24 protein-coding genes and 1 pseudogene are annotated in these 23,683 nt (G+C 58.6%); 6 read left to right on the top strand and 19 right to left on the bottom strand.

Annotated features, from left to right (window positions below):
* Window positions 1-14: 14 nt before the first annotated feature.
* A complete protein-coding gene (locus H4N61_RS14815; protein WP_182394369.1) occupies window positions 15-785 on the bottom strand; it encodes a class II glutamine amidotransferase in 771 nt (256 codons plus the stop codon).
* 3 nt (window positions 786-788) lie between these two features.
* Window positions 789-1,499 (bottom strand): aspartate/glutamate racemase family protein, encoded by a 711-nt coding sequence (locus tag H4N61_RS14810; protein WP_182394368.1) that lies wholly within the window; start codon window positions 1,497-1,499, stop codon window positions 789-791.
* A 150-nt stretch (window positions 1,500-1,649) separates the two neighbouring features.
* On the opposite strand from H4N61_RS14810, the gene H4N61_RS14805 reads away from it, so the two are divergent.
* Window positions 1,650-2,114, top strand: a complete 465-nt coding sequence (locus H4N61_RS14805; protein ID WP_169195310.1) for an Lrp/AsnC family transcriptional regulator — start codon at window positions 1,650-1,652, stop codon at window positions 2,112-2,114.
* A gap of 2 nt (window positions 2,115-2,116) precedes the next feature.
* Here H4N61_RS14805 and dxs read toward each other — a convergent pair whose 3' ends face one another.
* From dxs to H4N61_RS14775, 6 genes are all read right to left on the bottom strand, one after another.
* Window positions 2,117-4,045: a 1-deoxy-D-xylulose-5-phosphate synthase gene (gene dxs / locus H4N61_RS14800; RefSeq protein WP_182394367.1), complete on the bottom strand. Its 1,929-nt coding sequence runs from the start codon at window positions 4,043-4,045 to the stop codon at window positions 2,117-2,119.
* Window positions 4,046-4,207: 162 nt separating this feature from the next.
* Window positions 4,208-5,893 (bottom strand): DUF882 domain-containing protein, encoded by a 1,686-nt coding sequence (locus H4N61_RS14795; RefSeq protein WP_248306527.1) that lies wholly within the window; start codon window positions 5,891-5,893, stop codon window positions 4,208-4,210.
* 182 nt (window positions 5,894-6,075) lie between these two features.
* Entirely contained in the window at window positions 6,076-7,773 is a 1,698-nt protein-coding gene (locus H4N61_RS14790; protein WP_169195312.1) for a L,D-transpeptidase family protein, read from the bottom strand.
* A 153-nt stretch (window positions 7,774-7,926) separates the two neighbouring features.
* Window positions 7,927-8,619: an outer membrane protein gene (locus tag H4N61_RS14785; RefSeq protein ID WP_169195313.1), complete on the bottom strand. Its 693-nt coding sequence runs from the start codon at window positions 8,617-8,619 to the stop codon at window positions 7,927-7,929.
* A 109-nt stretch (window positions 8,620-8,728) separates the two neighbouring features.
* Window positions 8,729-10,213: a sigma-54 dependent transcriptional regulator gene (locus H4N61_RS14780; RefSeq protein WP_169195314.1), complete on the bottom strand. Its 1,485-nt coding sequence runs from the start codon at window positions 10,211-10,213 to the stop codon at window positions 8,729-8,731.
* Window positions 10,214-10,391: 178 nt separating this feature from the next.
* Window positions 10,392-10,568 carry a YdcH family protein gene (locus H4N61_RS14775; RefSeq protein ID WP_182394366.1) on the bottom strand — a complete coding sequence of 59 codons (177 nt, stop codon included), beginning with the start codon at window positions 10,566-10,568 and terminating at the stop codon, window positions 10,392-10,394.
* 154 nt (window positions 10,569-10,722) lie between these two features.
* On the opposite strand from H4N61_RS14775, the gene H4N61_RS14770 reads away from it, so the two are divergent.
* From H4N61_RS14770 to H4N61_RS14760, 3 genes are all read left to right on the top strand, one after another.
* Entirely contained in the window at window positions 10,723-10,938 is a 216-nt protein-coding gene (locus H4N61_RS14770) for a DUF465 domain-containing protein (RefSeq protein WP_182394365.1), read from the top strand.
* A 73-nt stretch (window positions 10,939-11,011) separates the two neighbouring features.
* The gene (gene purE / locus H4N61_RS14765; RefSeq protein ID WP_182394364.1) at window positions 11,012-11,503 is read left to right on the top strand and encodes a 5-(carboxyamino)imidazole ribonucleotide mutase; all 492 of its coding nucleotides are present in this window, start codon (window positions 11,012-11,014) and stop codon (window positions 11,501-11,503) included.
* 6 nt (window positions 11,504-11,509) lie between these two features.
* Window positions 11,510-12,601 (top strand): 5-(carboxyamino)imidazole ribonucleotide synthase, encoded by a 1,092-nt coding sequence (locus H4N61_RS14760; RefSeq protein WP_182394363.1) that lies wholly within the window; start codon window positions 11,510-11,512, stop codon window positions 12,599-12,601.
* On the opposite strand, the gene H4N61_RS14755 is transcribed toward H4N61_RS14760, so the two are convergent.
* A complete protein-coding gene (locus H4N61_RS14755) occupies window positions 12,598-13,290 on the bottom strand; it encodes an alpha/beta fold hydrolase (protein ID WP_169195318.1) in 693 nt (230 codons plus the stop codon). The two genes, H4N61_RS14760 and H4N61_RS14755, sit on opposite strands and share 4 nt — an antisense overlap.
* A 204-nt stretch (window positions 13,291-13,494) precedes the next feature.
* On the opposite strand from H4N61_RS14755, the gene rpsU reads away from it, so the two are divergent.
* Window positions 13,495-13,725: a 30S ribosomal protein S21 gene (gene rpsU / locus H4N61_RS14750; protein WP_169195319.1), complete on the top strand. Its 231-nt coding sequence runs from the start codon at window positions 13,495-13,497 to the stop codon at window positions 13,723-13,725.
* A 65-nt stretch (window positions 13,726-13,790) separates the two neighbouring features.
* Here the strand turns inward: rpsU and H4N61_RS14745 are convergent, their stop codons facing one another.
* The 4 genes from H4N61_RS14745 to H4N61_RS14730 form a co-directional block, all read right to left on the bottom strand.
* The gene (locus H4N61_RS14745) at window positions 13,791-14,999 is read right to left on the bottom strand and encodes a multidrug effflux MFS transporter (RefSeq protein WP_169195320.1); all 1,209 of its coding nucleotides are present in this window, start codon (window positions 14,997-14,999) and stop codon (window positions 13,791-13,793) included.
* Window positions 14,996-15,805, bottom strand: a complete 810-nt coding sequence (locus H4N61_RS14740) for an alpha/beta hydrolase (protein WP_169195321.1) — start codon at window positions 15,803-15,805, stop codon at window positions 14,996-14,998. Before H4N61_RS14740 ends, H4N61_RS14745 begins: the two co-directional genes overlap by 4 nt.
* Window positions 15,806-15,846: 41 nt before the next feature.
* Window positions 15,847-16,485, bottom strand: a complete 639-nt coding sequence (locus H4N61_RS14735) for a DsbA family oxidoreductase (RefSeq protein WP_169195322.1) — start codon at window positions 16,483-16,485, stop codon at window positions 15,847-15,849.
* 77 nt (window positions 16,486-16,562) lie between these two features.
* Window positions 16,563-17,105 carry a hypothetical protein gene (locus H4N61_RS14730; RefSeq protein WP_169195323.1) on the bottom strand — a complete coding sequence of 181 codons (543 nt, stop codon included), beginning with the start codon at window positions 17,103-17,105 and terminating at the stop codon, window positions 16,563-16,565.
* A gap of 134 nt (window positions 17,106-17,239) precedes the next feature.
* Here H4N61_RS14730 and H4N61_RS14725 point away from each other — a divergent pair, with 134 nt between their 5' ends.
* Complete coding sequence (locus H4N61_RS14725; protein WP_248305978.1) at window positions 17,240-17,458, top strand: SlyX family protein; 219 nt, start codon at window positions 17,240-17,242, stop codon at window positions 17,456-17,458.
* Window positions 17,459-17,497: 39 nt separating this feature from the next.
* Here H4N61_RS14725 and H4N61_RS14720 read toward each other — a convergent pair whose 3' ends face one another.
* From H4N61_RS14720 to H4N61_RS14695, 6 genes and pseudogenes are all read right to left on the bottom strand, one after another.
* Entirely contained in the window at window positions 17,498-18,901 is a 1,404-nt protein-coding gene (locus tag H4N61_RS14720; protein WP_182396041.1) for an NAD(P)(+) transhydrogenase (Re/Si-specific) subunit beta, read from the bottom strand.
* A gap of 8 nt (window positions 18,902-18,909) precedes the next feature.
* Complete coding sequence (locus tag H4N61_RS14715; protein WP_182394362.1) at window positions 18,910-19,218, bottom strand: proton-translocating transhydrogenase family protein; 309 nt, start codon at window positions 19,216-19,218, stop codon at window positions 18,910-18,912.
* Between the two features lie 278 nt (window positions 19,219-19,496).
* Window positions 19,497-20,699, bottom strand: a pseudogene (locus H4N61_RS14710) (Re/Si-specific NAD(P)(+) transhydrogenase subunit alpha); the annotation flags it as partial.
* A gap of 66 nt (window positions 20,700-20,765) precedes the next feature.
* A complete protein-coding gene (locus tag H4N61_RS14705) occupies window positions 20,766-20,924 on the bottom strand; it encodes an aa3-type cytochrome c oxidase subunit IV (protein ID WP_169195326.1) in 159 nt (52 codons plus the stop codon).
* A 46-nt stretch (window positions 20,925-20,970) separates the two neighbouring features.
* Window positions 20,971-22,773: a M3 family oligoendopeptidase gene (locus H4N61_RS14700; RefSeq protein ID WP_182394360.1), complete on the bottom strand. Its 1,803-nt coding sequence runs from the start codon at window positions 22,771-22,773 to the stop codon at window positions 20,971-20,973.
* A gap of 102 nt (window positions 22,774-22,875) precedes the next feature.
* Complete coding sequence (locus H4N61_RS14695) at window positions 22,876-23,637, bottom strand: sulfite exporter TauE/SafE family protein (RefSeq protein WP_182394359.1); 762 nt, start codon at window positions 23,635-23,637, stop codon at window positions 22,876-22,878.
* Window positions 23,638-23,683: the final 46 nt, after the last annotated feature.

The raw sequence follows: 23,683 nt of genomic DNA, 5'->3' as shown, positions 1-23,683 counted from the left end.
CCCGCACAGTCACATTACCAGGCAATCATAAAGTCTTCGAAAGCGATGTCCTTGCCGATGGTCATATGACAATTGGCAGGGACGGCGTGCCACTCATTCTCATTGCTGACGAAAGGCTCGGACGCCACGGCTATGCCGCCGGACATGTGGCGCCAGTAAAGGCTGGGGGGCCTATCGTCACTGGCGCAGCGGAAGGCATGGAGATTTTCGCCGTCGCTCAAAATGGCGGTGAAACGCAGCGCTTCGGTGATCCCCTCATTGATCTGAAGGCGGTGACAGGCTTCGAGCGTTCTGGCGATGGCACGGGCAGGGTCTGTATCCAGCCCTTGTCCGAGCGCGGAGAGGAAAATCGCCTCGCTGTCAGAATTGCCGCGACGGCGACCATAGATCGGATCGGGAATGAGGGCTTCGACCGAGCGGCGAATGGCTGGATAGCCGCCGATCTGGCCATTGTGCATGAAGAGATGTTTGCCCGCCGAGAAGGGATGGCAATTGGAGAAGGAGACTTCCCCCGATGTGGCCGAACGCACATGGGCAAGAAAAAGCCTCGCCTCCACCGACCGGCAGAGCGAGGCTAGGTTGGCATCGGACCAAGCAGGGAGGGTGCCGCGGTAAACACCCGGCTCGGGCCGGGCGCCATACCATCCAATGCCACATCCGTCGCCATTAACGACGGTTTTGGCTTCACGCGCCGAAAGCGACTGACTGACGAGTGACGCTTCCGGCTCGATGAGCAGGGTGTCGAGATAAATCGGCTCTCCGGTATAGGCGAGGAACCGACACATAATTTAGGCCGCGATCTCGAGGTCGTTGGCGAGCGCGAAGCGGACGGCCGCATCGGCGTGAATGATGGTGGAGTCGTAGCCGGCAATACCGAGCTTGTCTGGATCGACCAGCATCGAGATTTCAGTGCAGCCCAGAATGACGCTGTCGATGCCGCGGGACTTCATCTTTTCAATAATGCCGAGGTATTTCTCGCGGCTGGTGTCGAGGATTTTGCCCTGGCACAGCTCGTCGAAGATGACGTCGTGGATGATCTGACGGTCTTCTGCGTCCGGGGTGACAATCTCGATGCCGAGATTGGCCATGCGTTCGGCATAAAAGCCGTGTTCCATGGTGTAGCGCGTTGCCAAGAGGAGTGGGCGCTTGCGGCCGTCGGCCTTCAGCGCCTTGGCGGTTTCTTCGATGATGCAGATCAGCGGAACGCCAGCCATGTCAGCGACGGGCTTGGAGACCAGGTGCATGGTATTGGTGCAGATGAGCACACAAGCTGCGCCAGCGCGGTTGAGGCTTGCGGCGGCGTGGCCCAAGAGATTGCCAGCATCTTCCCAACGGTCGGCCTTTTGGAGGGCAACGACTGTGGTGAAATCGAGCGAGCGCATCGCGATCTCTGCTGAGGCCAACCCGCCACGCATACGGCGGATCTCCTCGTTGATACGGCGGTAGTACACAGCGGTGGATTCCCAGCTCATACCGCCGATCAAGCCAATGGTTTTCATCACACAACTCCGAAATTCTTAAAGACTAGTGTGCCTGCAAGTGCTCGCCTCAAAATTGAGTTTTTGGGCCGCTTTGGTGGTGGTGACGCAAGTTGATTGCGCAATTTAGGTGTTTTGTGCAAACTGGCGACGAATTAATGGAGTGTTACGATGCTTGATGAGCGTGACCGGCAGATTCTAAGCCTGCTGCAAGCCAATGCGGATACGCCGCTCAATGAGATCGCCGAGGCGGTGTCTCTCTCGCCCAGCGCCTGTTCACGCCGTATCGCCAAGTTGAAAGAAGACGGCATTATCCGGCACAATCGGGCGGAGCTGGATCGGGGCAAGATCGGGCTACCGTCGACGATTTTTGTGATTGTGCGTACGGGGAGCCATGCTGCGGACTGGCTCGAGAAATTTCACGCGGCGGTGGATACGATCCCTGAGATCGTCGAGGTGCACCGGCTGACGGGGAATTTCGATTACATCATGAAATTGGTGCTGCCCAATGTCGAGCATTACGACGTGATCTATAAGCAGCTGGTCGGGCGCATCGAGATGTATGACATGTCTGCCTACATCTCGATGGAGACGGTCAAGCACGCCAGCGGCGTGCCGACCCATTATGCGCGCTAGGATTAGACCTGAGCGAGTGCTGCTGTCATGGCCGCTTGGTCGTAACCGAGCGTGGTCAGAGCGGTTTTGACGATGCCTGCACGGTCGAGACCGGACTGGGCATACATGTCAGCCTGTGTCGAATGCTCGAGGAATTCATCCGGGATCATCAGCGGGCGGAAGCGGAGCTTGCCGTCCAAGAGGCCGTTGGAGGCGAGGAAGGTCGCCACGTGAGCGCCGAAGCCGCCCTGACCGCCTTCTTCTGTGGTGATGAGGACATCGTGGGTCTGCGCCAGCTTGGCGATGAGTTCCTCATCGAGCGGCTTGAGGAAGCGCGCGTCGGCCACAGTGGGGTTGAGGCCGAGGGCCGCCAATTTATCTGCGGCCGCCAGTACTTCACCGAGACGCGTGCCGTAGGACAGCAGCGCAATCGTTGCACCCTGACGCACGATGCGGCCCTTGCCGATCTGCAGAATTTCGCCACGCGCGGGCATGTCGACGCCCATGCCGTCGCCACGCGGATAGCGGAAGCTGATCGGGCCATTGTCATAGGCCGCGGCGGTCGCAACCATATGGCGGAGCTCAGCCTCGTCAGCAGCGGCCATTTGGACGATGCCGGGGATCGCGCCAAGATAGGCGTTATCGTAATTGCCAGCGTGGGTCGGACCATCGGCGCCAACATAGCCAGCGCGGTCGATAGCGAAGCGAACGGGCAGATGCTGAATGGCGACGTCGTGCACGACTTGGTCGTAGGCGCGTTGCAGGAAGGTCGAATAGATGGCGCAGAAGGGTTTTAGCCCTTCGCTTGCCATGCCCGCGGCAAAGGTCACGGCGTGCTGCTCGGCAATGCCGACGTCAAAAATGCGGCTTGGGAAGAGCTCGGCGAATTTGTCGAGCCCGGTGCCCGAGGGCATAGCGGCGGTGACAGCGACAACGCGACTATCGGCTTCCGCTTCCTGGATGAGTGAGGAGGCAAAGACAGAGGTGTAGGACGGCGCGTTGGACGCGGCCTTGGCCTGAGCGCCCGTGACGACGTTGAACTTATTGACGCCGTGATATTTGTCGGCGGCGTTCTCAGCCGGAGCGTAGCCCTTGCCCTTTTTCGTCACCGCATGGATCAGAATTGGACCCTTGGGGAAATCGCGGGCATTTTCCAGAATGACAATGAGGTCATCAAGGTTATGGCCGTCGATTGGGCCGATGTAATAAAAGCCCAGCTCTTCAAACAGCGTGCCGCCGGTGAAGAAAGACCGAGCGAACTCTTCAGTCTTGCGTACGGGCTCGTGGAAAAACTCTGGGAGTTTTGAGACGACAGCTTTGGCGGCTTCCCGCGTGTTACGGTAAGCGGGGCCAGAGACGAGGCGCGCCAAGTGGCTGCGCAAAGCCCCGGTTGGCGGGGCGATCGACATGTCATTGTCGTTGAGAATGACGATGAGGCGCGCATCCATGGCGCCTGCATTGTTCATGGCTTCATAGGCCATGCCTGCGGACATCGAGCCGTCACCAATGACAGCGATGACGTTGCGCGGGGTGGACTGCAGCTCTGAGGCAACCGCCATGCCGAGACCGGCGGAAATGGAGGTTGAGGAGTGGCCCGCGCCAAAGGGGTCGTATTCGCTTTCGGCGCGGCGGGTGAAGCCGGACAGACCATCCTTTTGGCGCAGCGTGCGGATGCGGTCGCGGCGGCCAGTGAGGATTTTGTGCGGGTAAGCCTGGTGCCCAACGTCCCAGATGATGCGATCATGCGGGGTTTGGAACACGGCGTGCAGGGCGACGGTCAGCTCGACCACGCCAAGGCCAGCGCCCAGGTGCCCACCGGTCACCGAAACGGCGTCGATCATTTCCAGACGCAGCTCATCGGCCAGCTGGCGCAATTGCTCGCGCGGCAGCGCACGCAGTTCCGCTGGTGTCGTCACTTTGTCGAGCAGCGGTGTATCGGGCTTTTCGGCCAAGCTGGTCCCCGTCGAAAGGAAGAAAATCGCCGCCTGTTCTAGGCGGCGTCAGAAGCAATGGCAATGCGGCATGACTTGTCTGGAAAGCTTAGCGCAGGATAAGCGCAGCCGGCACGCACCGCAGATAGCAACTCCCACCGTGTTGAACGGTGGGAGGCAAGATTAGTTTCGTGCCAAAGAGAAGCGGTTGCTTGGCAGACCTTCGTCTGATTTCTGAAGGCCCAAGCTGCGGCTGCCCATCTGCGGAGCAGGGTCGAGACCAGCCTCATCGTAATCATAGATCACGGCAAAGTGGTCTGAGGTGAGCGCTTTTGGAACGGTCAGAATGTCGACCGCGTGCTCCAGATCGGGCGCGACGAAATCACGAGAATTGGTCGGAACCAAGCCTGCAACATGTGCTTCGAGCGCCTTTGCCAAAACTGTGTCTGGCACAGCGGAGGCCGTGAACGGGGTGTCAAAGAGACCGCCGTAAGCCGGGACTTCTGGCGAGAGCGCTGCTGTCTGCACAGCGCCGGTCGAGGCAACAACAGGGCGGCCCAGAGGGGGAAGCGCTGTTGGCAGAGCCGCTGGCGCGGAGGCGACCAGAGGTTGAGCCGCGGACGCGCCTTCGGTTTGCGGCATAGCCGGAGCATAGGCCGAGAGCAGCGCTGGCGCTTCCTCGCTCATATGCACACGTGGGGTCGGCATTGCTGGTGGCGCGAGAGCTGCCAGTGCCATTACCGCGTTCTCAGCATTGCCCGCGCGAAGGTCTGACGGGAGCGCTGTCGGCAAGGCAACGGCCACAGTGATGGGGCCGCGCAGCTCGTCTTCGGTCAGCGGTGCGCTGCCGACGGTCGAGAATGGCAATGTTGGGGTCGCGGCTGCGACCTGCACTGCTGGCTGCACTTCTGGCTGTGCTGCGGCCACGGCGACCGTTGGGCCCCCGAGGTCAGCAGGGCGCATCATCGGCATAACCGGGGCAATGGATGCGACGGCGAGAGGCGCTGCAGGCTGAGCCTGTGGTGTTGCGCGAGGGGCAGGCGCGGAGGCGACTTGCACTTGTGGCGCTGCTGCCTGCTGCTGATTGCCGCCGAACAGCATGTCCATGAGATTGCGACCGCCACCGGAGGCGGCTGGCGCTTCGGCAAATTGGGTGCCGCTGGAGGAGGAGCCATTGCATGGATAAGCGTGGCACTTTTTCCATTCCGCCAAGGCGACCTGATAGCCTTGTTGCGACAGCGGTTTGCCATCGTTTGGAAGGTGCATGGTGCGACCGTCGGGGAAGAGCTCATTCAGCTGCGCGCGGGTCATGCGCGGCCAAGCGCGCACCGAACCGGTATCAAGGTGAACGAAAGGGCTACCCGAGGATGGGTAATAACCGACGCCGCCCACCTGCTTGCGCATCGCTGCGGCGCGAAGGCGCGCGAGGGGTACGCCGGGGATGTAGAAATCCATAGCGGTGCCGCGCATGTGCTGGGAATTGTCGGCAACGCCAGACGAATTCTTGGCCAGCATGGCGTTGGTTTGCGGAGAACGATAAGCGGAGACAACGTGGATCGGCTGGGTGCCGCCGACGTCCTGATAGACTTCCCACACCAAATCGAACAGGCGCGGGTCCATTTTCGCTGGCTCGTTGCGGCGCCAATCGCGCAGCATAACGTTGAGCTGATTGAGACCATCCTGCACATAGCGACCGTTGCGCTTGAAGACGATGCGCTGAGTCTCTTTTGTGTGGGTGTAATGCAGATAAATGGCGCGCTCGTTAGCCGCCTGCGCCGGCAATGCCGACAGCAAGACAGGCAGGCTGAGAACAGCTACCAACGAAAGGCGCGCAAGGCGCTTCCAATTTTTCAAACCCAGTACCGTCACGCGAAACACTGCCCGGTTCTTTACAGATCAGGACGGAAGGTTAACGTTAAAAAGCAAACGAATGTCTTAACGCTAACCAGATGTGAACGAGAAAATCGCCCGTTCACATGAGTGTTATAGACCCCAAAAGCAGGCACAACCAAGGCAAAAGTGTGAACGCGCTGTTAGGGTTTATTTTCCGTTTACGGTGCCACTTCGCCCGGAATACTGGTGTCTGCCACGACATTTGGTGTGACCGGAGTGGCGCCTAAGCCCATGGCAGCAATCAAAGCTGCATGGTGACCATAAACGTCCGAAAAGTTTTGCATGGCACCAGTGCCGTCAACGCGGACGGTGAAATAGGCCAAGTGCACTGGAATCTGCTTTGTTGGATTAACCCAGCGTTCGGAGGGGCCAAACATGGCCTCAAGCGAGGTGCGTGAAATGTTGGGCTCGTTCGCCATTAGCGCATCGGCGAAAGCAAACGGATCTTCAACGCGGACGCAGCCATGGCTGAACGCACGCGAGGCGCGCGAGAAGAGGTTCTTCGATGGCGTATCGTGGAGATAAACGTCGTGCTTGTTGGGGAACAAGAACTTGATCTGGCCGAGCGAATTGCCTGGGCCAGGACGCTGACGAACGCGGAAGGGGAAATTACTCGCGGACACGGCGGACCAGTTGACCTGCCACGGGCTCACAACATCGCCGTTGTAGATGAGGTCCATGTTCTTGGCGTCGGTGTAGCCGTGGTTGTTCAAAACAGCCGGAGCGATCTCGCCCTTAATGATGGAAGTCGGGACATTCCAATATGGATTGACCACGAGATGGCGGATGCTGTCGGAGAAAACCGGCGTTTGGTTTTTGAATGTGCCGACGACGACGCGTGTGGTGTATTCTTCCTGGAAGTTGCGCTGAACAGACAGGCGGAACTCTGGGATGTTGACGAAGACGTTGAAGTCGCCGAGGTCGGACGGCATCCAGCGCCAGCGTTCCATATTGGCAATGATGTCTTCACGGCGGATTTCAGCGCCACCGTTGAGAGCGGAAATGGTCGCAGGTCCAATGACCCCGTCGACCTCTAGGCCTTGCGAGGCCTGGAAGGATTTGACCGCCTGGAAAGTGATGTCGTCATAGATGTCGGAGCCAAGGCTCGCCACCTGCAAACGCTCACGAATGGCGTGAACGCGCGGGTCTGTATTGCCGGGGCGCAGGGTCGGGCCGCCAGCGATTGGCGTCGGGCGATCCGTCGCAATTGTATTAAAGCTCGCGAGCGCCGCCTTGAGCGAGAGAAACTCGGGATGGGTTGGGCTCAACTCGTTCAGAACGGCAGCGGGGTCGGCACTGCGGGCCAAGCGTTCGAGCAGCGCCGCTTCATCAATCGACTTGGTTTTGATGTCGAGATTGGTGCTGATCGACTGCGGATTGATGCGGCCGTTGTGAAGGTGGTGGGCATAGCGCGTGGTGGCGCTGGTGAAGGCTGTTTCAAGCGTTGCCATCGCGACGGCATCGCCACCAACGCGGGTGAGGTCGATCTCGGCGGTCAGGTAGTCCTGCGGGCGCAGACCTTCGGCTTCAGCATTGCGAAACAGGGCGACGATTTTTTCAGCGGCCGGGGAGAAAGTCAGCTGGCCCGAGGTATCCTGGCTCAGCCAGATCGGCTCAAAGCTGCGTTCGCCATAAAGGAAATAGAGGCGCTGGGCCTCTTCATAGGCTGGAGTGCCTGCGCGGGCACTTGCATAGGCGGTCGAGAGACCTTCCTTGATCGTGCGGGCGAGTGGACTTTGTGCGGGGGCAATGACGATACGGGAGGTCGTCAGATTAGCGGCGGGTTGCGCCAGTGTAGGCTGGACGATGCTTGCTGCTGCCAGCAGAGCGACAAAACTTACGACGACCTTATTCATACCTGGCTCCAAGACGCACGCGGCACGGCCGACTCTGCCCCAAAACCTAGCCGCAAACTTGTCGATACTCCGTAAAGGTTAACGGGAGCAATCACTCCCGAACGTGTGAAGTCGGCCTGGTGCGATCCTGCAACGGGCCGACTTCTGATCGTATTAGAAGCGGTAGTTTACGCCAGCGCGGACAACCGAGAAACGCTGGGTGACGTCACGGGCCCCGCCAAAACCTGCATCGATGCCATAAGACTGGGTGCCCAGATCGACATAGAGGTACTCAGCCTTGAAGGAGAGGTTCTGGGTTGCCTGAGCTTCCAGACCAACACCTGCGGTCCAACCAAAGTGGTTTGCGTTGACCGTTGTGGTTGACGCACCGCTCTTAGTTTCAGCAGCGCCGCGGCCAAAGGCAACGCCGAGGGTTGCAAATGGCATAACCTGACCAACCGGGATACCGGCACGCGCGCGAACGGTCGAGAAGAATTCTGTGCGCTGTTCGAACTTGGTACCGCCCGTCAGGGTTTCCTTGTGGACCGGACCACCGAACTGGATGTCAGCTTCGCCGCCGAGGACGAAGCCGCCCATGTCCATGTTGTAGCCAGCCTGAGCGCCAAGATTGAAACCGCCGCTGTTGTGCTTGCCACCGGTAACAGCAGCACCACCGCCCGCTCCGTCAATTTCGGTCTGACCGAAGGCATAGCCCCCGTTCACGCCTGCGTAAAAGCCAGTCCATTGGGCAACGGACGTCGCAGCGAACATTGGGGAAGTGGTGTTGCTGTTCCAATTGAGGTCAGCAGCGTTGGCGGCAGCTGTGCCTGCCAGAAGTGCGAGAAGAGCGATGCCCGAAAGTCTCATGATGGCCTCGACGTTAAAAACTTCCCGCAAAATCGCGCTAATCTCTTAACGCCTCGGTAAGCAACGTGGTTAACGTCGAAGTTTGTTCATCACGTTCGTGCTGGCTTTATTAAGCAGCGTCGGTAACCAAACCTTCGGCCAAGCCATATTCATGGAGCTTGCGATAAAGGGTCGAGCGGCCAATGCCCAAGGCTCTGGCGACACGAGACATGCGACCGCCGTGGTGCTCGATGGCAAACTGGATGGCGTCACGCTCGATGGCTGCCAGGGACAGCAAGGCCCCGCTGTCGTTCAGGAACCTGTCGGGAGCGGGGGTGCTCAGGATATCCACGCGCACGCGAGATGGGGCGTCGTCGATGTGGGTTGGATTGCGCGGAACAGGGGCCAGCGCAACGCTGCGGAATGCTTCTTCGCGCCCGGCAGACTGGGCCAAGATCTGGGGGAAATCGGCAGGCTCGAGGAAGGCGCCGTCGGTGAGCACAATGGCGCGATAAACCGCGTTTTCGAGCTGACGGACATTGCCCGGCCAATCATAGCCCATAAGAAGAGCTTGCGCTTCAGCGGTGAGCCCCAAAATACGCTTGCCAGCTTCAGCTGAGAAACGGGCAATGAAGTGGCTTACCAGCGCGTTGAGGTCTTCCATTCGCTCGCGCAGCGGCGGGGTATAAATGGGGAAGACGTTAAGACGGTAATAGAGATCTTCGCGGAATTCGCCCGATTTGGCGAGATTCAACAGGCGCCGGTTGGTCGCCGATATGAAGCGAACATTGACGCGCTCAGGGCGCGTTGCGCCGATAGGCTCTATTTCGCCTTCTTGTAGGACACGCAAGAGCTTGACCTGCGTTTCGAGTGGCAGCTCGCCCACTTCATCAAGGAAGATCGTGCCGCCATTGGCTTCAGCGAACTTGCCGCTCTGGTCAGCATGCGCGCCTGTGAACGCGCCCTTCTTGTGACCAAACAGGACCGACTCGACCAAGTTCGGGGGAATGGCACCGCAATTGACGGTGACGAAAGGTTTTCCGGCACGTTCGGACGTGCCTTGGATGATGCGGGCGACAAGTTCTTTGCCTGTACCAGTTTCGCCTTCAATGAGGACCGGGATCGCGCTCTTGGCGGCTTTGCCACAGAGGGTAATGACGCGCGCCATAGCAGGGGCCGCTGCGATCATATCCTTGTGGCTGAAGGTGCCAGATTTGCGGGCGTGCTCGGCGCGGATCGCCGATTCGAGCGCATCCAGTTTCATGGCGTTGCGCAGCGAGATGACCAGACGCTCGGGGCTTACGGGTTTGACGAAATAATCCGCCGCACCCTGACGCATGGCCGAGATAACGGTTTCAAGTGAGGCGCTTGCGGTCTGGACAATAACGGGGGTCGTCATGCCCTCGCGGCGCATCACTTCCATAACGCCCATGCCATCGAGATCTGGCATGACCAGATCGAGAATCATCGCGCCGATTTTGCGATCTTCGCGCAGGATGGAGAGCGCCTGTTCGCCACCAGTGGCGGTCAGCGGTTTGAACCCGGCACGGTTTGCAATCTCGGCGGTGAGCCGCAACTGGACCGGATCGTCATCAACCACCAGAACACGCGTCATGAACCTATTGGCCTTCCCGTCGCAGGACACACGAATCGCTGTGTGCCACTTTGGGAATACGATGAAGGTCTGCCCTTAAGAGGGCGTTAATCCTATTGATTTTGCTTTTGTTTACTAAAATGAAAAAGGGTCCCGGCTGTGCCGTGACCCTCCAGAGAAACTCTGCCTTTCGTAGAATTTATTGCCGCGTGGCGCCCTGGAGACGGTAAAGTTCGTCCTTCACTTCGAGTTTTTTGCGTTTGAGCGAAGCAACCATCAAATCGTCTTTGAGGCGATTTTGCATTTCAGAATGGATCTGCTTATCCAGTTCCTGATGGCGCCGCTCGAGCGCTGCGATGTGGCCTTCAGTCGTCATTAAAGAACTCCTTTCAGCGTGTTGGACTTGGGTATCGTCACAAATCTTTCATGCTTTGTCGACACCCATGCGGCAGTCCTCGAAAATGTGATGCATTTTCCATGATCATGGGCTAACCAGAGGTAACTGATATGCCCACAAAGTTGGTGCGTGAATGCTGCCCCTGACTAAGGAAATTGAGGCCCAGTTTGGTCTTGAACTGGCAACAAAACGCCAGGAACATGCCGATTTGGACGCTGCGATCCTGACTTTAACGCAGTCTCAAATGGCCGATCAAATGCTGATCCAGCGGCTCAAAAAGCGCAAACTGGCGCTCAAAGACCGCATCGCTCAGCTGGAAAATATACTCTTGCCTGACATCATCGCTTGAGGCCTTGGCTGCTTGAGTTATGGCCAAATCTGGGCTAATGCCGCGCTTTGTGGAGCGCTCTGAGGGACACGCCATGCTCAAGCCACCCGTCGCCATTGTTATGGGCAGCCAATCTGATTGGCCAACTATGCGGCTGGCCGCAGAAACCCTCGAAAGTCTCGAAGTCGAATATGAAGCGCGCATCGTTTCGGCGCATCGTACGCCTGAGCGCATGGTCGATTTTGCCACCAACGCCAAAGCTGAAGGCGTTAAGGTGATTATCGCCGGTGCGGGTGGCGCGGCGCATCTGCCGGGCATGATTGCCGCGATGACGATACTGCCGGTGTTCGGCGTGCCCGTGCGCTCCAAGGCGCTTTCGGGCGTCGATAGCCTTTATTCCATCGTGCAGATGCCGGGCGGAGTTCCTGTTGGAACTCTCGCGATTGGCGAGCCGGGCGCTATCAATGCGGCGCTGTTGGCGGCAGCTGTCTTGGCGCTGAACGATGATGAACTTTCCGATCGCCTCGAGGCGCATCGCGCCCGCCAAACGGCGTCTGTGCCCCAATTTCCCTCTGATACTGAGTAGTCGTCCGTGACCCAAGATTCCGCGCTGCCCGCTGGCTCCACTATTGGTATTTTGGGCGGGGGGCAGCTTGGGCGCATGTTGGCTTTGGCCGCTGCAAAGCTGGGTTTGAAAAGCCATATTTATTGCCCGGACCCACAGAGCCCGGCATTTGATGTGACGCCGTTTAAGACGGTGGCGGCTTATGACGATGTGGCTGCGCTCAAGGCTTTTGCCAGCCAAGTCGATGTCATCACCTATGAGTTTGAGAATGTGCCCGCGCAAACAGCGGAAATTCTTGCGGGGCTGAAGCCGTTGCGTCCCGGCGCTAAAGCGCTGGCGATCTCGCAGGATCGGCTGGCCGAAAAGGGCTTTTTGGCGTCCAAGAATATTCCGGTCGCGCCTTATCGCGCTATTCATTCGCTGGATGATTTGAAGGCGGCGGTGGCTGAGGTGGGACTGCCGGCCGTGCTTAAGACCACGCGTCTGGGCTATGACGGCAAAGGGCAGCGTGTGTTGCGGGACGCTTCGGAGCTTGAAGCGGCGTTTAATGCGCTCTCGCCACACCCGCTGGTGCTTGAAGGCTTTGTGCCGTTCAGCAAGGAAATCTCGGTCGTCGTTGCTCGTGGGCTGGACGGGGCGGTGAAAAGTTTTGACCCGGCGGAAAACGTCCATCGCGACCACATTCTCTACACGTCCACGGTCCCGGCCGAGTTGCCGATGATCGTCGAGCGGCAGGCGGGCATGATCGCCAAGGCGATTGTTATCGCGCTTGAATATGTGGGCGTGCTGGGGGTCGAGTTTTTCGTGGTCGAGACGGACGGCAAAACCAGCCTGATCGTCAATGAGATCGCGCCGCGGGTGCATAATTCGGGCCATTGGACCGAGGCTGTGTGCCTGACCGACCAGTTTGAGCAGCATGTGCGGGCCGTTGCAGGCTGGCCTTTGGGCAATCCGCAACGCATGGCAGACGTTGTCATGCAGAACCTTGTCGGCGATGAAGTCGACATGGTGCCCAATGGGCTTGATGGCGATACGCAACCCCACCTCTATGGCAAGGCGGAAGCGCGGCCCCGTCGCAAGATGGGCCACATCAACCGCATCGTGCGCAGCTCAGTTTAGCGGGCGAGAAGCGTCTTAAACGCCGCAATCACTGGGGCGGGGTTCTCCATAGGCGGCAGGTGCGCTGCATCAGGGAAGACCGACAATTCGGCGTGGGGAATGGCTGAAGCCATTTCCTCGGCCAAGTCCAGTGGCGTCATTTTGTCGAGCGCACCAACGCCCACCAAGGTCGGGACGGCGATAGCGGGCAGGGACGGCAGGGAGTCGATCCGGCTCAGAATGGCGTTCTGCTGACGGATATAGACATCTTGCCCGACGCGTTCGGACATGGCTTGAACCTCGCCTGCCAAGGGCGTGCCCAAATGATGGGGCGCGATGAGATTGCCCAAGAGACCACGCGACACGCCGATGAATTTGCCCTGACCAACCATGGCTATGCCCTTGCGGCGCGTGTCTTGGCGCTCTGGCGTATCGGCGCGCGCCGAGGTGTCCAGTAGGGCGAGGTGGGTGACGCGTTCAGGGGCCTGACGCATAATTTCAAGCGCCACATAGCCGCCCATGGAGAGGCCCGCCAAGGCGAATTTATCTGGCGCCGCAGAGAGTGTGCGAGCGGCCATCGCCTTGATGGTGTCATCCAGACGAAGGTCGGCGACCATTGGCGCAATCGTGTCGCTTAGCCCATCGATGACGTCCCGCCACAAACGCTGATCGCAGATAAGGCCAGGCAAGAAGACGAGTGGGCGATACATGGGGTGCACTTTCGTTTGGAGGTGGTGCTGTAACAATGCTGGATCGTTTGTAGCAAGTTGAGGGTCGCAACGCTCGGAAACTATGGACATATTTGGAGTGTTGTTGTATAGAGCCCGCCATTCAGGCCGTGCGGGCGGTGGGTTGTTTCGAGCGGCGCGCACATGTTCAACACATTAGCCAAGCATTGAAGGGGCTGGTTACCTTTGCAAGTAGTCGTTCGCGATAACAATGTTGATCAGGCGCTGCGCGCGCTCAAGAAAAAGCTGCAGCGCGAAGGCGTCTTCCGTGAAATGAAGCTGCGCAACTACTTCGAGAAGCCTTCGGAAAAGAAGGTTCGCCGTAAGGCCGAAGCTGTTCGTCGCGCCCGCAAGCTGGCTCGTAAGCGTCTACAGCGCGAAGGTCTGGTGGCTGCACCGACGCCAACGCCAAGGTAAAGCCTTACCGTTCAAGAGAATTTTGAAAGGCCGTCTCCAAGGGGAGGCGGCCTTTTCGTTTGCGCTTACGCGGCCACCTTCAGGCGCTTTTTGTCGTAAAGCGCCAGCGCGATGATGAGCACGGCGATGATGGGGAGTTCGACCATCATGGCTGTACGGGCGTCGGGAAACAGCGTGCTGCCAATGAGCGAGCCGACGAAGCCTCCGCCCATTTGGAGAAATCCGCTCATGGCGGCGGCTGCGCCCGCGATAGCGCCGAAACCGGCCATAGCGGCGGTTGTGACGCTGGGGCCGATCAGCGATAGGCCAACCATCCAGATGCCGACCGGAACCATAATCGACAGCAGGCTGGTCGGGATCAGGGTGGGGAGAATGATAAAGCTCAGGCCCGACAGACCAAATGCCACGAGGGAGAACGTGACAATCCGATCAGCCGTGGTGCGGCTGGCGAGGGCTCCGGCGACCAGATTGCCAATGGTGAAACACCCGGTTTGCACCAGCATGGCCATAGCGAATTGGAAGGGCGTGAGACCCAGATCGTTGATGAGGACGAAGGGCAAAAGTGCTGTGAAGCCGTGGAAACCGCCAAAGGTGAGCCCGAGCAAGAGCGCAGGGACCATGAAATCCTTGGAGGTCAGCAGGGTCTTGTAGTTTTTGAAAATAATCGACGGGCTGAACGGGATGCGACGCTCGGGGGGCAAAGTCTCACGGCTCGAAAAGCCCAGCAGTGCCAATATCGCCAAGCCGAAGCCCGCCATGATCACGAACATAATGTGCCACGGACCAAAAGCGAGAATGACGCTGCCCAAAGTGGGCGCGACGGCGGGCGTGACGGTGAGAATGAGATTGACCATCGTCAGAATGCGGATGGCTTCGGCACCGACGAATTGATCGCGCACCATGGCACGCGATAGCGCTACGCCGGCTGAGACGCCGAACCCCTGGACGAACCGTCCCACGAACAGCATCTCGATATTGGGCGCGAAGGTGCACAGAAGGCTGCCCAGCACATAGATGCCGAAGAACACCATGCCGATACTGCGGCGACCGAACCGGTCGGAGAGGGGGCCACAGAGGAGCTGCGCGAGGGCGAAAGAGGCGAAGTACACGGTTAGAGTGAGTTTGCCAGCGTTTTCGCTGATGGCCAGCTCTTGGACAATGGTGGGCAGAGCCGGTTGATATAGGCCTAGACTTAAGGGGCCGGTCGCCACCATGAGACCGCCGATAATGGCGGTACGGCGGGCAGACATGCCCGCCAGTTTGGTTTCACTCACTTGGTAAGTGCTCTTTCAAAAAACGGTTCGGCTTGCCCCCAAATCCCTGCGGCCCAGAGGTCGCTGTGGTCAGCGCCGGGGACGATCCAGAGTTCATCCGGATTGGGTGCGAGGGCATAAAGGCGTTCGCCGTTGCTCACGTCGATAGTTTTGTCTGCGGTTCCATGTGCCACAAGCACCGGAGCGGAAACAGTTCTGATCCACTCATTGCTGGGATACTTATCTTGCATGACTAGGGCGACAGGCAGGATGGGATACCATTCAGCGGCGACGGTGACCGCCGAAAGGAATGGCGTCTCTAAGAGCAAGGCTTGGGGTTGGCGTAAGCTCGAAACATAATTGGCAGGGCCTGTGCCGATGGAGCGCCCCCATACCATGATCGGGTCGCCCTTGGCGGCAGCCCAATCGTAGACGGCCAGGGAGTCCGCCAAAATATTGGTCTGGTTGATCTCGCCTGGCGAGGCCGGGAAGCCGCGATAGTCAAAGGCTAAAAACCCGTAGCCAGCCTCAACCCAAGTTTCGTAGCGCTCGTATTCTTCCGAGAAGCTGCCGGTATTGCCCTTGTAGAACAGGATGAGGGGCTTGCCCTCTGCGGGTGGCTGATACCAGCCGTTGACGAGAGTGTCGGCATCGCCAATGGAAATGGTTTGTGCCTCGGTTAGCGCTGTGTCCGAAAGCGGGATCAGAGTGCCGACAGGGTCGTACTGAAAATTGCGCTGGTTGAAATACATATAGGCCGTGGCGCTGAGGTAGGCCAACGCCGCAAGGGAGACCAGAGCAATTGCCGCAACGCGAATGATCTTCATCGGAGACGTCCTTGGCTGAGCTGCTCTGGTCTATAATACGATCAGAGTTCCGAAATGGTTTTTTCGAGCGCCTGAGCGAAGACTTCTGCAGGTTGTGCGCCGGAGAGCGCGTATTTTTCACCAAAGACAAAGAATGGCACGCCGCGAATGCCCTGCTCAGCAGCGCTGGTGGCCAGTTGAGCGGTGATGGCGAGCTCGTTCTCGTCATTGATGGCGTCGAGGACATCGCCGCGATCCCAGCCAAATTCGACAGCAATATCGGCTAGGACATTGTCGTCATTGATCTGACGGTGTTCGAGGAAATAAGCGTCAGCTATGGCATTGGCCAGCTCGTGCTGATTGCCATTGGGCTTGGACAGACGCGTGATGGTGTGCGCCTTGGCCGTGTTGAACATGCGCGGTTGCTTGCTCAAATCGAGATCGACGCCGGCTTTTTTCGCTTCACTCTCGACCCGCTCCCACATTTCCTTGGGATCCTTGCCGTATTTTTCGGCGAGCATTTTGCCCACGTCCACACCTTCGGGCGGCACGGTAGGATCGAGGTAAAACGGGTGATTTTCGACGATAACTTCAACGTCGTCTGGAAGCGCTGCAAGGGCTGAGTCGAGACGCAGAGAGCCGACCAAGCACCATGGGCAGACCACATCAGTGAAGACGTCTATTTTGAGTTGTTTAGCCATGGTGGCTCCTCTTGCGTTTGAGCGTTTCAAATGAGCCTTCATATGAGCTCTTGCAAGAGGGAACTTCTGAGTAACTGTCAGACCGCGGCAGAGTGGGTCTGCACATAGATCGGCGCGAAGGGTGGAAGGTATGAGGCTGCGAGCAGCAGGCCCATGACCGTCGCCAGCCCGACCATCACGAGGGCCGGCGTCATGAACCAGACCGCGCCCTGCGAGTGCGGAGCTACGCGCAAAAGCGTGCCGACGGTGAGCAGGAACAGGCTCGTGCCAGCCAGTGTGAGTTGAAACGGATCGAGCGCGGACGTGGCAAAGGGGAGGGCGATGAAGCCTGCGGTGGTGAGCATGACCCAGAACCCGGCAGAGTGCGAGCTGCCCGCGCGTGTGATCGCCGCATAGGCTGCGCCAAGGCAGGCGAGCTGGCTGAGATGGAAAATGGCTCCGATCCAGCCCGGCATTCCGAAGGGTGAAAAGAAGAGCGGCTGCATGCCCAGTGGGTCGGCCAAAAAATTGACCAAGCCAAAGACCCCGAGCGGGAAGAGGACGGATACAAAGGTGCGCAACCACTGCGCGGGGGTCAGGTGCAGGCTCTGTACTTTGTCAAAGGCTTGGGAGATAGCCATCGCAACCGCTCCAGAAGGTTCGGGTATCAACAGCGATTGGCGTTGCTAGGTTCCGTATAGGTAAACTTGCGCTCTTTAACGTGATCTCTTGTGAACGGCTGTGGCTCAGCCTATGTCGGGCGGAGACATGAGGTATGAAGGTGAACAGCATGGATACCAATGAGCGGATCGACGCGCTCGAAATGCGGATCGCCTATCAGGACCAGACGATCGAAGAGCTGAACGCAACAATTACCGAGCAGTGGCGCGTGATCGATTTGATGCGCAAAAAACTCGGCATGCTGGAGGAGCAAGTGCGTTCGGGCAGCTTTATCGCAGACCCATCCACTGAACGTCCGCCGCCGCATTATTGATCAAAGAAAAGGCCCGCCGAAGCGGGCCTTTGATTTTTGCTAGTGACCGAGCGCTTTGACGATGTCCTCGGTGACTTTTTTGGCGTCGCCAAACAACATCATGGTGTTGTCACGGAAGAACAATTCGTTCTGAACGCCAGCATAGCCCGCTGCCATGCCGCGCTTGATGAACAGCACTGTGCCTGCGTCCTCAACATTCAAAACCGGCATGCCATAGATCGGCGATGTTTTGTCGGTCTTGGCCGCTGGATTGGTGACGTCGTTGGCGCCAATGACGAAGGCAACGTCGGATTGCGCGAACTCTGAGTTGATGTCTTCAAGCTCGAACACTTCGTCGTAAGGCACATTGGCTTCGGCGAGCAGCACGTTCATGTGGCCCGGCATACGACCTGCCACAGGATGAATGGCGTATTTGACCTCAACCCCTGCAGCCTTGAGTTGGTCGGCCATTTCACGCAGCGCGTGTTGGGCCTGCGCGACGGCCATGCCGTAGCCGGGGACGATGATAACCTTGCCCGCGTTTTTCATAAGGAAGGCGGCATCGTCGGCCGCACCTTGTTTTACGGGACGATCATCTTCCGCGCCCGTACCCGATGCCGCAGTGTCCCCACCAAAACCGCCTAGGATGACGGAGATGAAGCTGCGGTTCATCGCCTTGCACATAATGTAGGAGAGGATCGCGCCCGAGGAGCCGACAAGCGCGCCCGTGATGATGAGGGCGGTGTTGCCGAGGGTAAAGCCGATGCCTGCTGCGGCCCAACCCGAATAGGAGTTGAGCATGGATACCACCACCGGCATGTCCGCGCCGCCGATGGGGATGATCATCAAGCCACCGAGGATGAGCGCCAAAATGGTGATGCCCCAGAAGAGCCACGGATCGCCATTGGTGGAGAAGACCCAGACCAGCGCGACGATGGCGATGCCAAAGGCGATGTGAATGGCGTGGCGATAGGGCAGGATGATCGGCTTGCCGCTCATATTGCCGTTGAGCTTGGCAAAGGCGATGACCGAACCGGTGAAGGTGAAAGCGCCAATGGCAGTGCCAATCGACATTTCGATGAGCGCCTGCATGTGGATGTGTTCGGCTGTGCCGATGTTGAAGGCTTCCGGCGCGTAAAGCGCGCCGGCGGCCACAAAGACCGCAGCAAGGCCGACCAGCGAGTGGAAGGCGGCGACAAGCTGAGGCATGTCGGTCATCTTCACCGCTTTGGCGACGTAAGCCCCTATGCCCCCACCAATGGCGAGGCCGCCGATGATGAGGAGCCAGCTGACCCAATCACTGGGGGCGGCAACGGCGAGAGTGGTGACGATGGCAATGCCCATGCCTACCATGCCGAAGAGATTGCCCTGACGGGCCGAGCGAGGGCTAGAGAGCCCGCGCAGCGCGAGAATGAAGAGCACGCCTGCGACGAGGTAGAGAATGGCAGCGATATTTGCGTTGATCATCGCTATCAGCCCTTCTTCTTATACATCGCCAGCATGCGCTGGGTGACCAGAAAGCCGCCGAAAATGTTCACGCTGGCAAAGATCAGCGCGATAAAACCGAAGGCCTTGCTGGCCCAACTGGCGTCATTGACGGAATGCACCCCGACGGCGAGGAGCGCGCCAACCACGATCACTGAGGAGATGGCATTGGTGACGCTCATGAGCGGGGTGTGCAGGGCTGGCGTCACCCTCCAGACGACGAAGTAGCCGACAAAAATCGCCAGCACGAAAATGGCCAGACGGAAGGTAAACGGGTCGATGGCAGAGACGTCCATTACTTGTCCCCCTTGGACGCAGTGGCGGTCTTTCTGGTGCGTTTTGGCGCTGGCTTTGCGGCTGCTGCCGCGGCTGCAATGACAGCCTCAGCTTTTTTGGTGGCAGCGGTTTTGCGCGGCGAGGGCGCTGGTTCTGCCCCTGCCGGAATGGATTGTTCCACACCAGTCTTCGCTTTCTTGGGCGTATCGGCCATGGCTGGCACATCCGCTTTGGCGGCGCGCTTGGGCTTGACCGGCTCAGGAGTTGTGGCGGGCGCTGCTACTTTCGCTGCCTTGGGCTTAGCAGCAGGCTTGGCTGGTGCCGGGGCTGCCTTTGCAGCTTTGGGTTTGGACCCCTGGGGCTGCTCGGCGGGGGCGGCGAAATTGGGATGAACAATCGCGCCGTCGCGGGCCAGCAACGTCGCCTTGACCAGCTCGTCATCCCAATTGATGGCGATCCGCTGTTCCTTTTTGTCGACGAGCGTCTCAATAAAGGCGAGCAGATTGCGCGCATAGAGTTGGCTCGATGTGGTGGGGATACGGCCCTGCATATTGGTGTAGCCAACGAGGGTGACGCCCTTGTGCTCGATAATCTTGTCGGCCTGCGTCAGCTCAACATTGCCGCCGCGTTCTGCGGCGAGGTCAACGATCACAGAGCCGGGGGCCATGCTCTCGACCATGGCTTTGGTGATAAGCAGTGGGGCCGGACGTCCTGGGATGAGCGCTGTGGTGATGACAATGTCTTGCTTGGCGATGTGCTGGGCGGTGAGCTCGGCCTGTTTGGCTTGATAGTCCGCGCTCATTTGCTTGGCATAACCGCCAGCGGTTTCAGCCTGTTTGAACTCGTCATCCTCAACAGCGATGAATTTTGCGCCGAGCGATTCGACTTGTTCTTTGGCGGCGGGGCGCACGTCAGTGCCCGACACAACAGCGCCTAAGCGACGCGCGGTGGCGATGGCTTGAAGACCGGCAACACCTGCGCCCATGACGAAGACCTTGGCGGGGCGGACGGTGCCTGCGGCGGTCATCATCATCGGGAAGGCACGCTCAAACACGGCTGCCGCTTCGATAACGGATTGATAGCCTGCAAGGTTAGCCTGAGAGGACAGGATATCCATGACCTGAGCGCGGGTAATGCGCGGCATGAACTCCATAACAAAAGCGCTCACACCGGACCGGGCGAGCGCTGAAACGTCTTTTTCATTTCCGTAGGGGTCGAGTGCACCAATAAGCAGTGCGCCGGGATTGGTACCAGCTAAGGCGTCGGCCGCTGGGCGACGGACGCAGAGCACAATATCGGCGGACTTAACGGTGTCCTTTGTGCTTTTGGCGATGGTCGCGCCCGCTTGGGCGTAGTGTTCATCGCTGATGCGGGATAAGGCCCCCGCGCCTTGTTCGACAACAACTTCTGCCCCGAGGGCAATAAATTTGCTGACGGTCTCGGGGGTTGCCGCAACGCGGCTTTCCCCCCCGATACGTTCACGCAATACGGCAATCTTCATGAAGGTCCTCCTGCCCCGCCTGCGCGAAGCAGGCCGTTTTCATGCGCCTGCGTAGTTTTGGTCTGATTAGTGGATAATCAGGAAGTAGAGAATGATCATCAGCGCAGCGCCGCCATAGCAGCTCCACTTAACGCCGGTGATGAAACCGCTGTAGGTGCGGTTGTGTTCTGGGTAGTCCATTCCATTTGCAGGAGCTGGGTGATGGTCGGCGGTCTTGCTGGCCATGGTGTCCTCTGAAACTAGGAGCGTCAAACTTATAGATGAAAGGACCTCAAGGCGAGGTCGCCTCCAATTCGTCGATCAGGCCTTCGATCATGGAGAGACCGAGCGACCAGAACTGGGGATCTTTGGCATCCAGACCAAACGGCGCGAGCAGCTCGGAGTGGTGCTTACTTCCCCCGGCCTTAAGGAGCTCAAAGTAGCGCTCCGCAAAGCCTTCGTTGGACTTCTCATACTGCGCGTAAAGCGAGTTCACAAGACAGTCGCCGAAGGCATAGGCATAGACATAGAAGGGGGAGTGGATGAAATGTGGGATATAGGTCCAGAACACCTCGTAGCCATCGTTGGAAATGATGGCGTCGCCTAGGGATTCCGCTTGGACTTCAAGCCACATAGCGTTGATTTCTTCGGTGCGCAGCTCGCCCTGACGGCGGGCGGTGTGAACCTTGCGCTCGAAGGTGTAGAAGGCGATTTGCCGCACGACGGTGTTGAGCATGTCTTCGACCTTGGAAGACAAAAGCGCAAAACGCTGTTTCGGATCGGTGGTTTTGGCCAGAAGCGCACGGAAGGTGAGCATTTCGCCAAAGACCGAGGCGGTTTCCGCCAGCGTGAGCGGGGTGTTTGCGAGGATCGGACCCTGAGCGGCGGCCATGCGCTGGTGAACGCCATGACCGAGCTCATGCGCCAAGGTCATGATATCGCGGGTGCGACCGAGGTAGTTGAGCATCAAATAGGGATGTGCGCTTGGCACGGTTGGGTGCGCAAAGGCGCCCGAACGCTTGCCATTGCCCGCAGGGGCATCAATCCAGCCCGAATTAAAGAACGGCTTGGCCCACTCGGCTAGTTCTGGCGAGAAGCGGCCATAGGCGTCTAGAACGGTGTCGACAGCGCTATCCCAGTCCCAAAGGCGTTCATCGCTGGTTGGTAGAGGCGCGTTACGATCCCAGGCGTTGAGCTTTTCCTGACCGAACCACTTGGCCTTGAGCTTGTAGTAGCGGTGGGACAGGCGCGGATAGGCGGCCTGAACAGCGGTTTGCAACGCGTCGACGACTTCGCGCTCGACCGAATTGGACATGTGACGGCTGTCAGCAATGTCGCCATAGCCGCGCCAGCGATCGGAGATTTCTTTATCTTTCGCCAGCACATTGGTGATGTGGGTGAAAAGACGGGTGTTCTTTTTGAAGGTCTCGGCCAGTGCCTTAAAGCCTGCTTCGCGCTTGGCTGGGTCTTTGTCGGACAGCAGGTTTAGCGTTGCTTCAAGGCCGAGCGTTTCGCCAGCGACGGTGAATTCGAGGCTGGAGAGGGTTTCGTCATAGAGACGATTCCATGCGGAAAAGCCGGTGACGGACTTTTCGTTGAACAGCTCTTCGAGCTTGTCATCGAGCTGGTGTGGCTTGGCTTTGCGCAGTTCAGCGAACCAGACCTTGTAGCGTGCCAGCTCTTCGCTTTGCGCGAGGGCGGCGTCGAGATCAGCGTCTTCGATGCGGTTCAGCTCGAGCTCGAAGAAGAGGGTTTTGATGGAGAGCTGAGTGAGAACTTCGTTGATGTCGCCCATGAACTTGGCGCGATCCTGATCAACGGTATTCTGCGCATATTGCAGAAACGCGAAGGAGCCAACGCGACCGCCGATGTCCGACAGGGTCTCGCTGTCTTTGATGGCCTCAATGAGCTTGCCGGCCTTGGTCAGCTCAACCAGCTTACCTTTGTATTTGGCTTCGAATGCGTCGGAAAGCGTGCGCAATTGATCGAGCGCTGTCTTGAACTCTGGGCTGTCCTTGCCGGGGTACAGATCATTGAGATCCCAGACGGGAAGGGTACCAAACTGGTTGTGGCTCGATTGTGGGGCGGCGCTCATGGTCGAATTCGACTCCTGATCGTTTTCTTTGCGGCGGACCTTAGCCAGCGGCTCGCAAAGTGTGAAGTCGATTAGGCCAAGCAAGAGCCGCTTTGATGCAGATTAACTGCCTGCGAGAATGCCGGTCACACCATCCCAGATGAGTTTGAAGGACAGCAGGAACACCAGCCAATAGGCGATGGTGTAGAAGAGTTTTGCGGAAATCTTGCGCACCAGAATGACGCCGATGAGAACGCCGAGCATGCCAATGGGGGCAAAGAGCGCCGCCAATTGCAGATTGCTCACATTGAGCTGACCGAGGAAGAAATAAGGGATCAGCTTGGAGGTGTTGACGATGGCAAAGAACACCGCGCTGGTGCCCGCGTAAATCGCCGGTGTGAGCTTTTGTGGCAACGCGTAGATTTGGAAAGGGGGGCCACCCGTGTGGGAGATGAAGCTGGTAAAGCCAGCGATCACGCCCCAAAAACGCCCCCAGCCGGTCGAGGGCGGAAGGCCCTCAAGCTTTTTACGCAGAGGCAAAAGAGCGTCGAGGACGAAGAGCAGCGTTACGACACCAACGATGAGGATGACCACAGCATCACTGACGAAGGCCCAGAGCACCCAGCCAAGCAGGGTCCCGATCATGGCGCCTGGTATCATGATTTTGAGGAGGTCGCGGCTGAACTCCTTTCGGTACATCCAGACAGCAACGGCATCCATGCACAAGAGGATGGGCAACATCATGCCCGCCGCGTCTCGCGCAGGCATGTAGAGGGTAAGCAGGGGAACCCCAATGACGCCCAATCCACCGAGAAGCCCAGCCTTTGACAGGCCAACGATGAGCATGGCGAGCGACGCCACAGCGAAGAACACGGGGTCAATCATCTCGGGAACCGATAGGGCGCGGGAAGGAGAAAAGGCAGGATAAAAA

This window comes from Devosia sp. MC521 (assembly GCF_014127105.1).
Taxonomy (GTDB): Bacteria; Pseudomonadota; Alphaproteobacteria; order Rhizobiales; family Devosiaceae; genus Devosia.
This window is presented reverse-complemented; position numbering and strand designations above follow the sequence as displayed.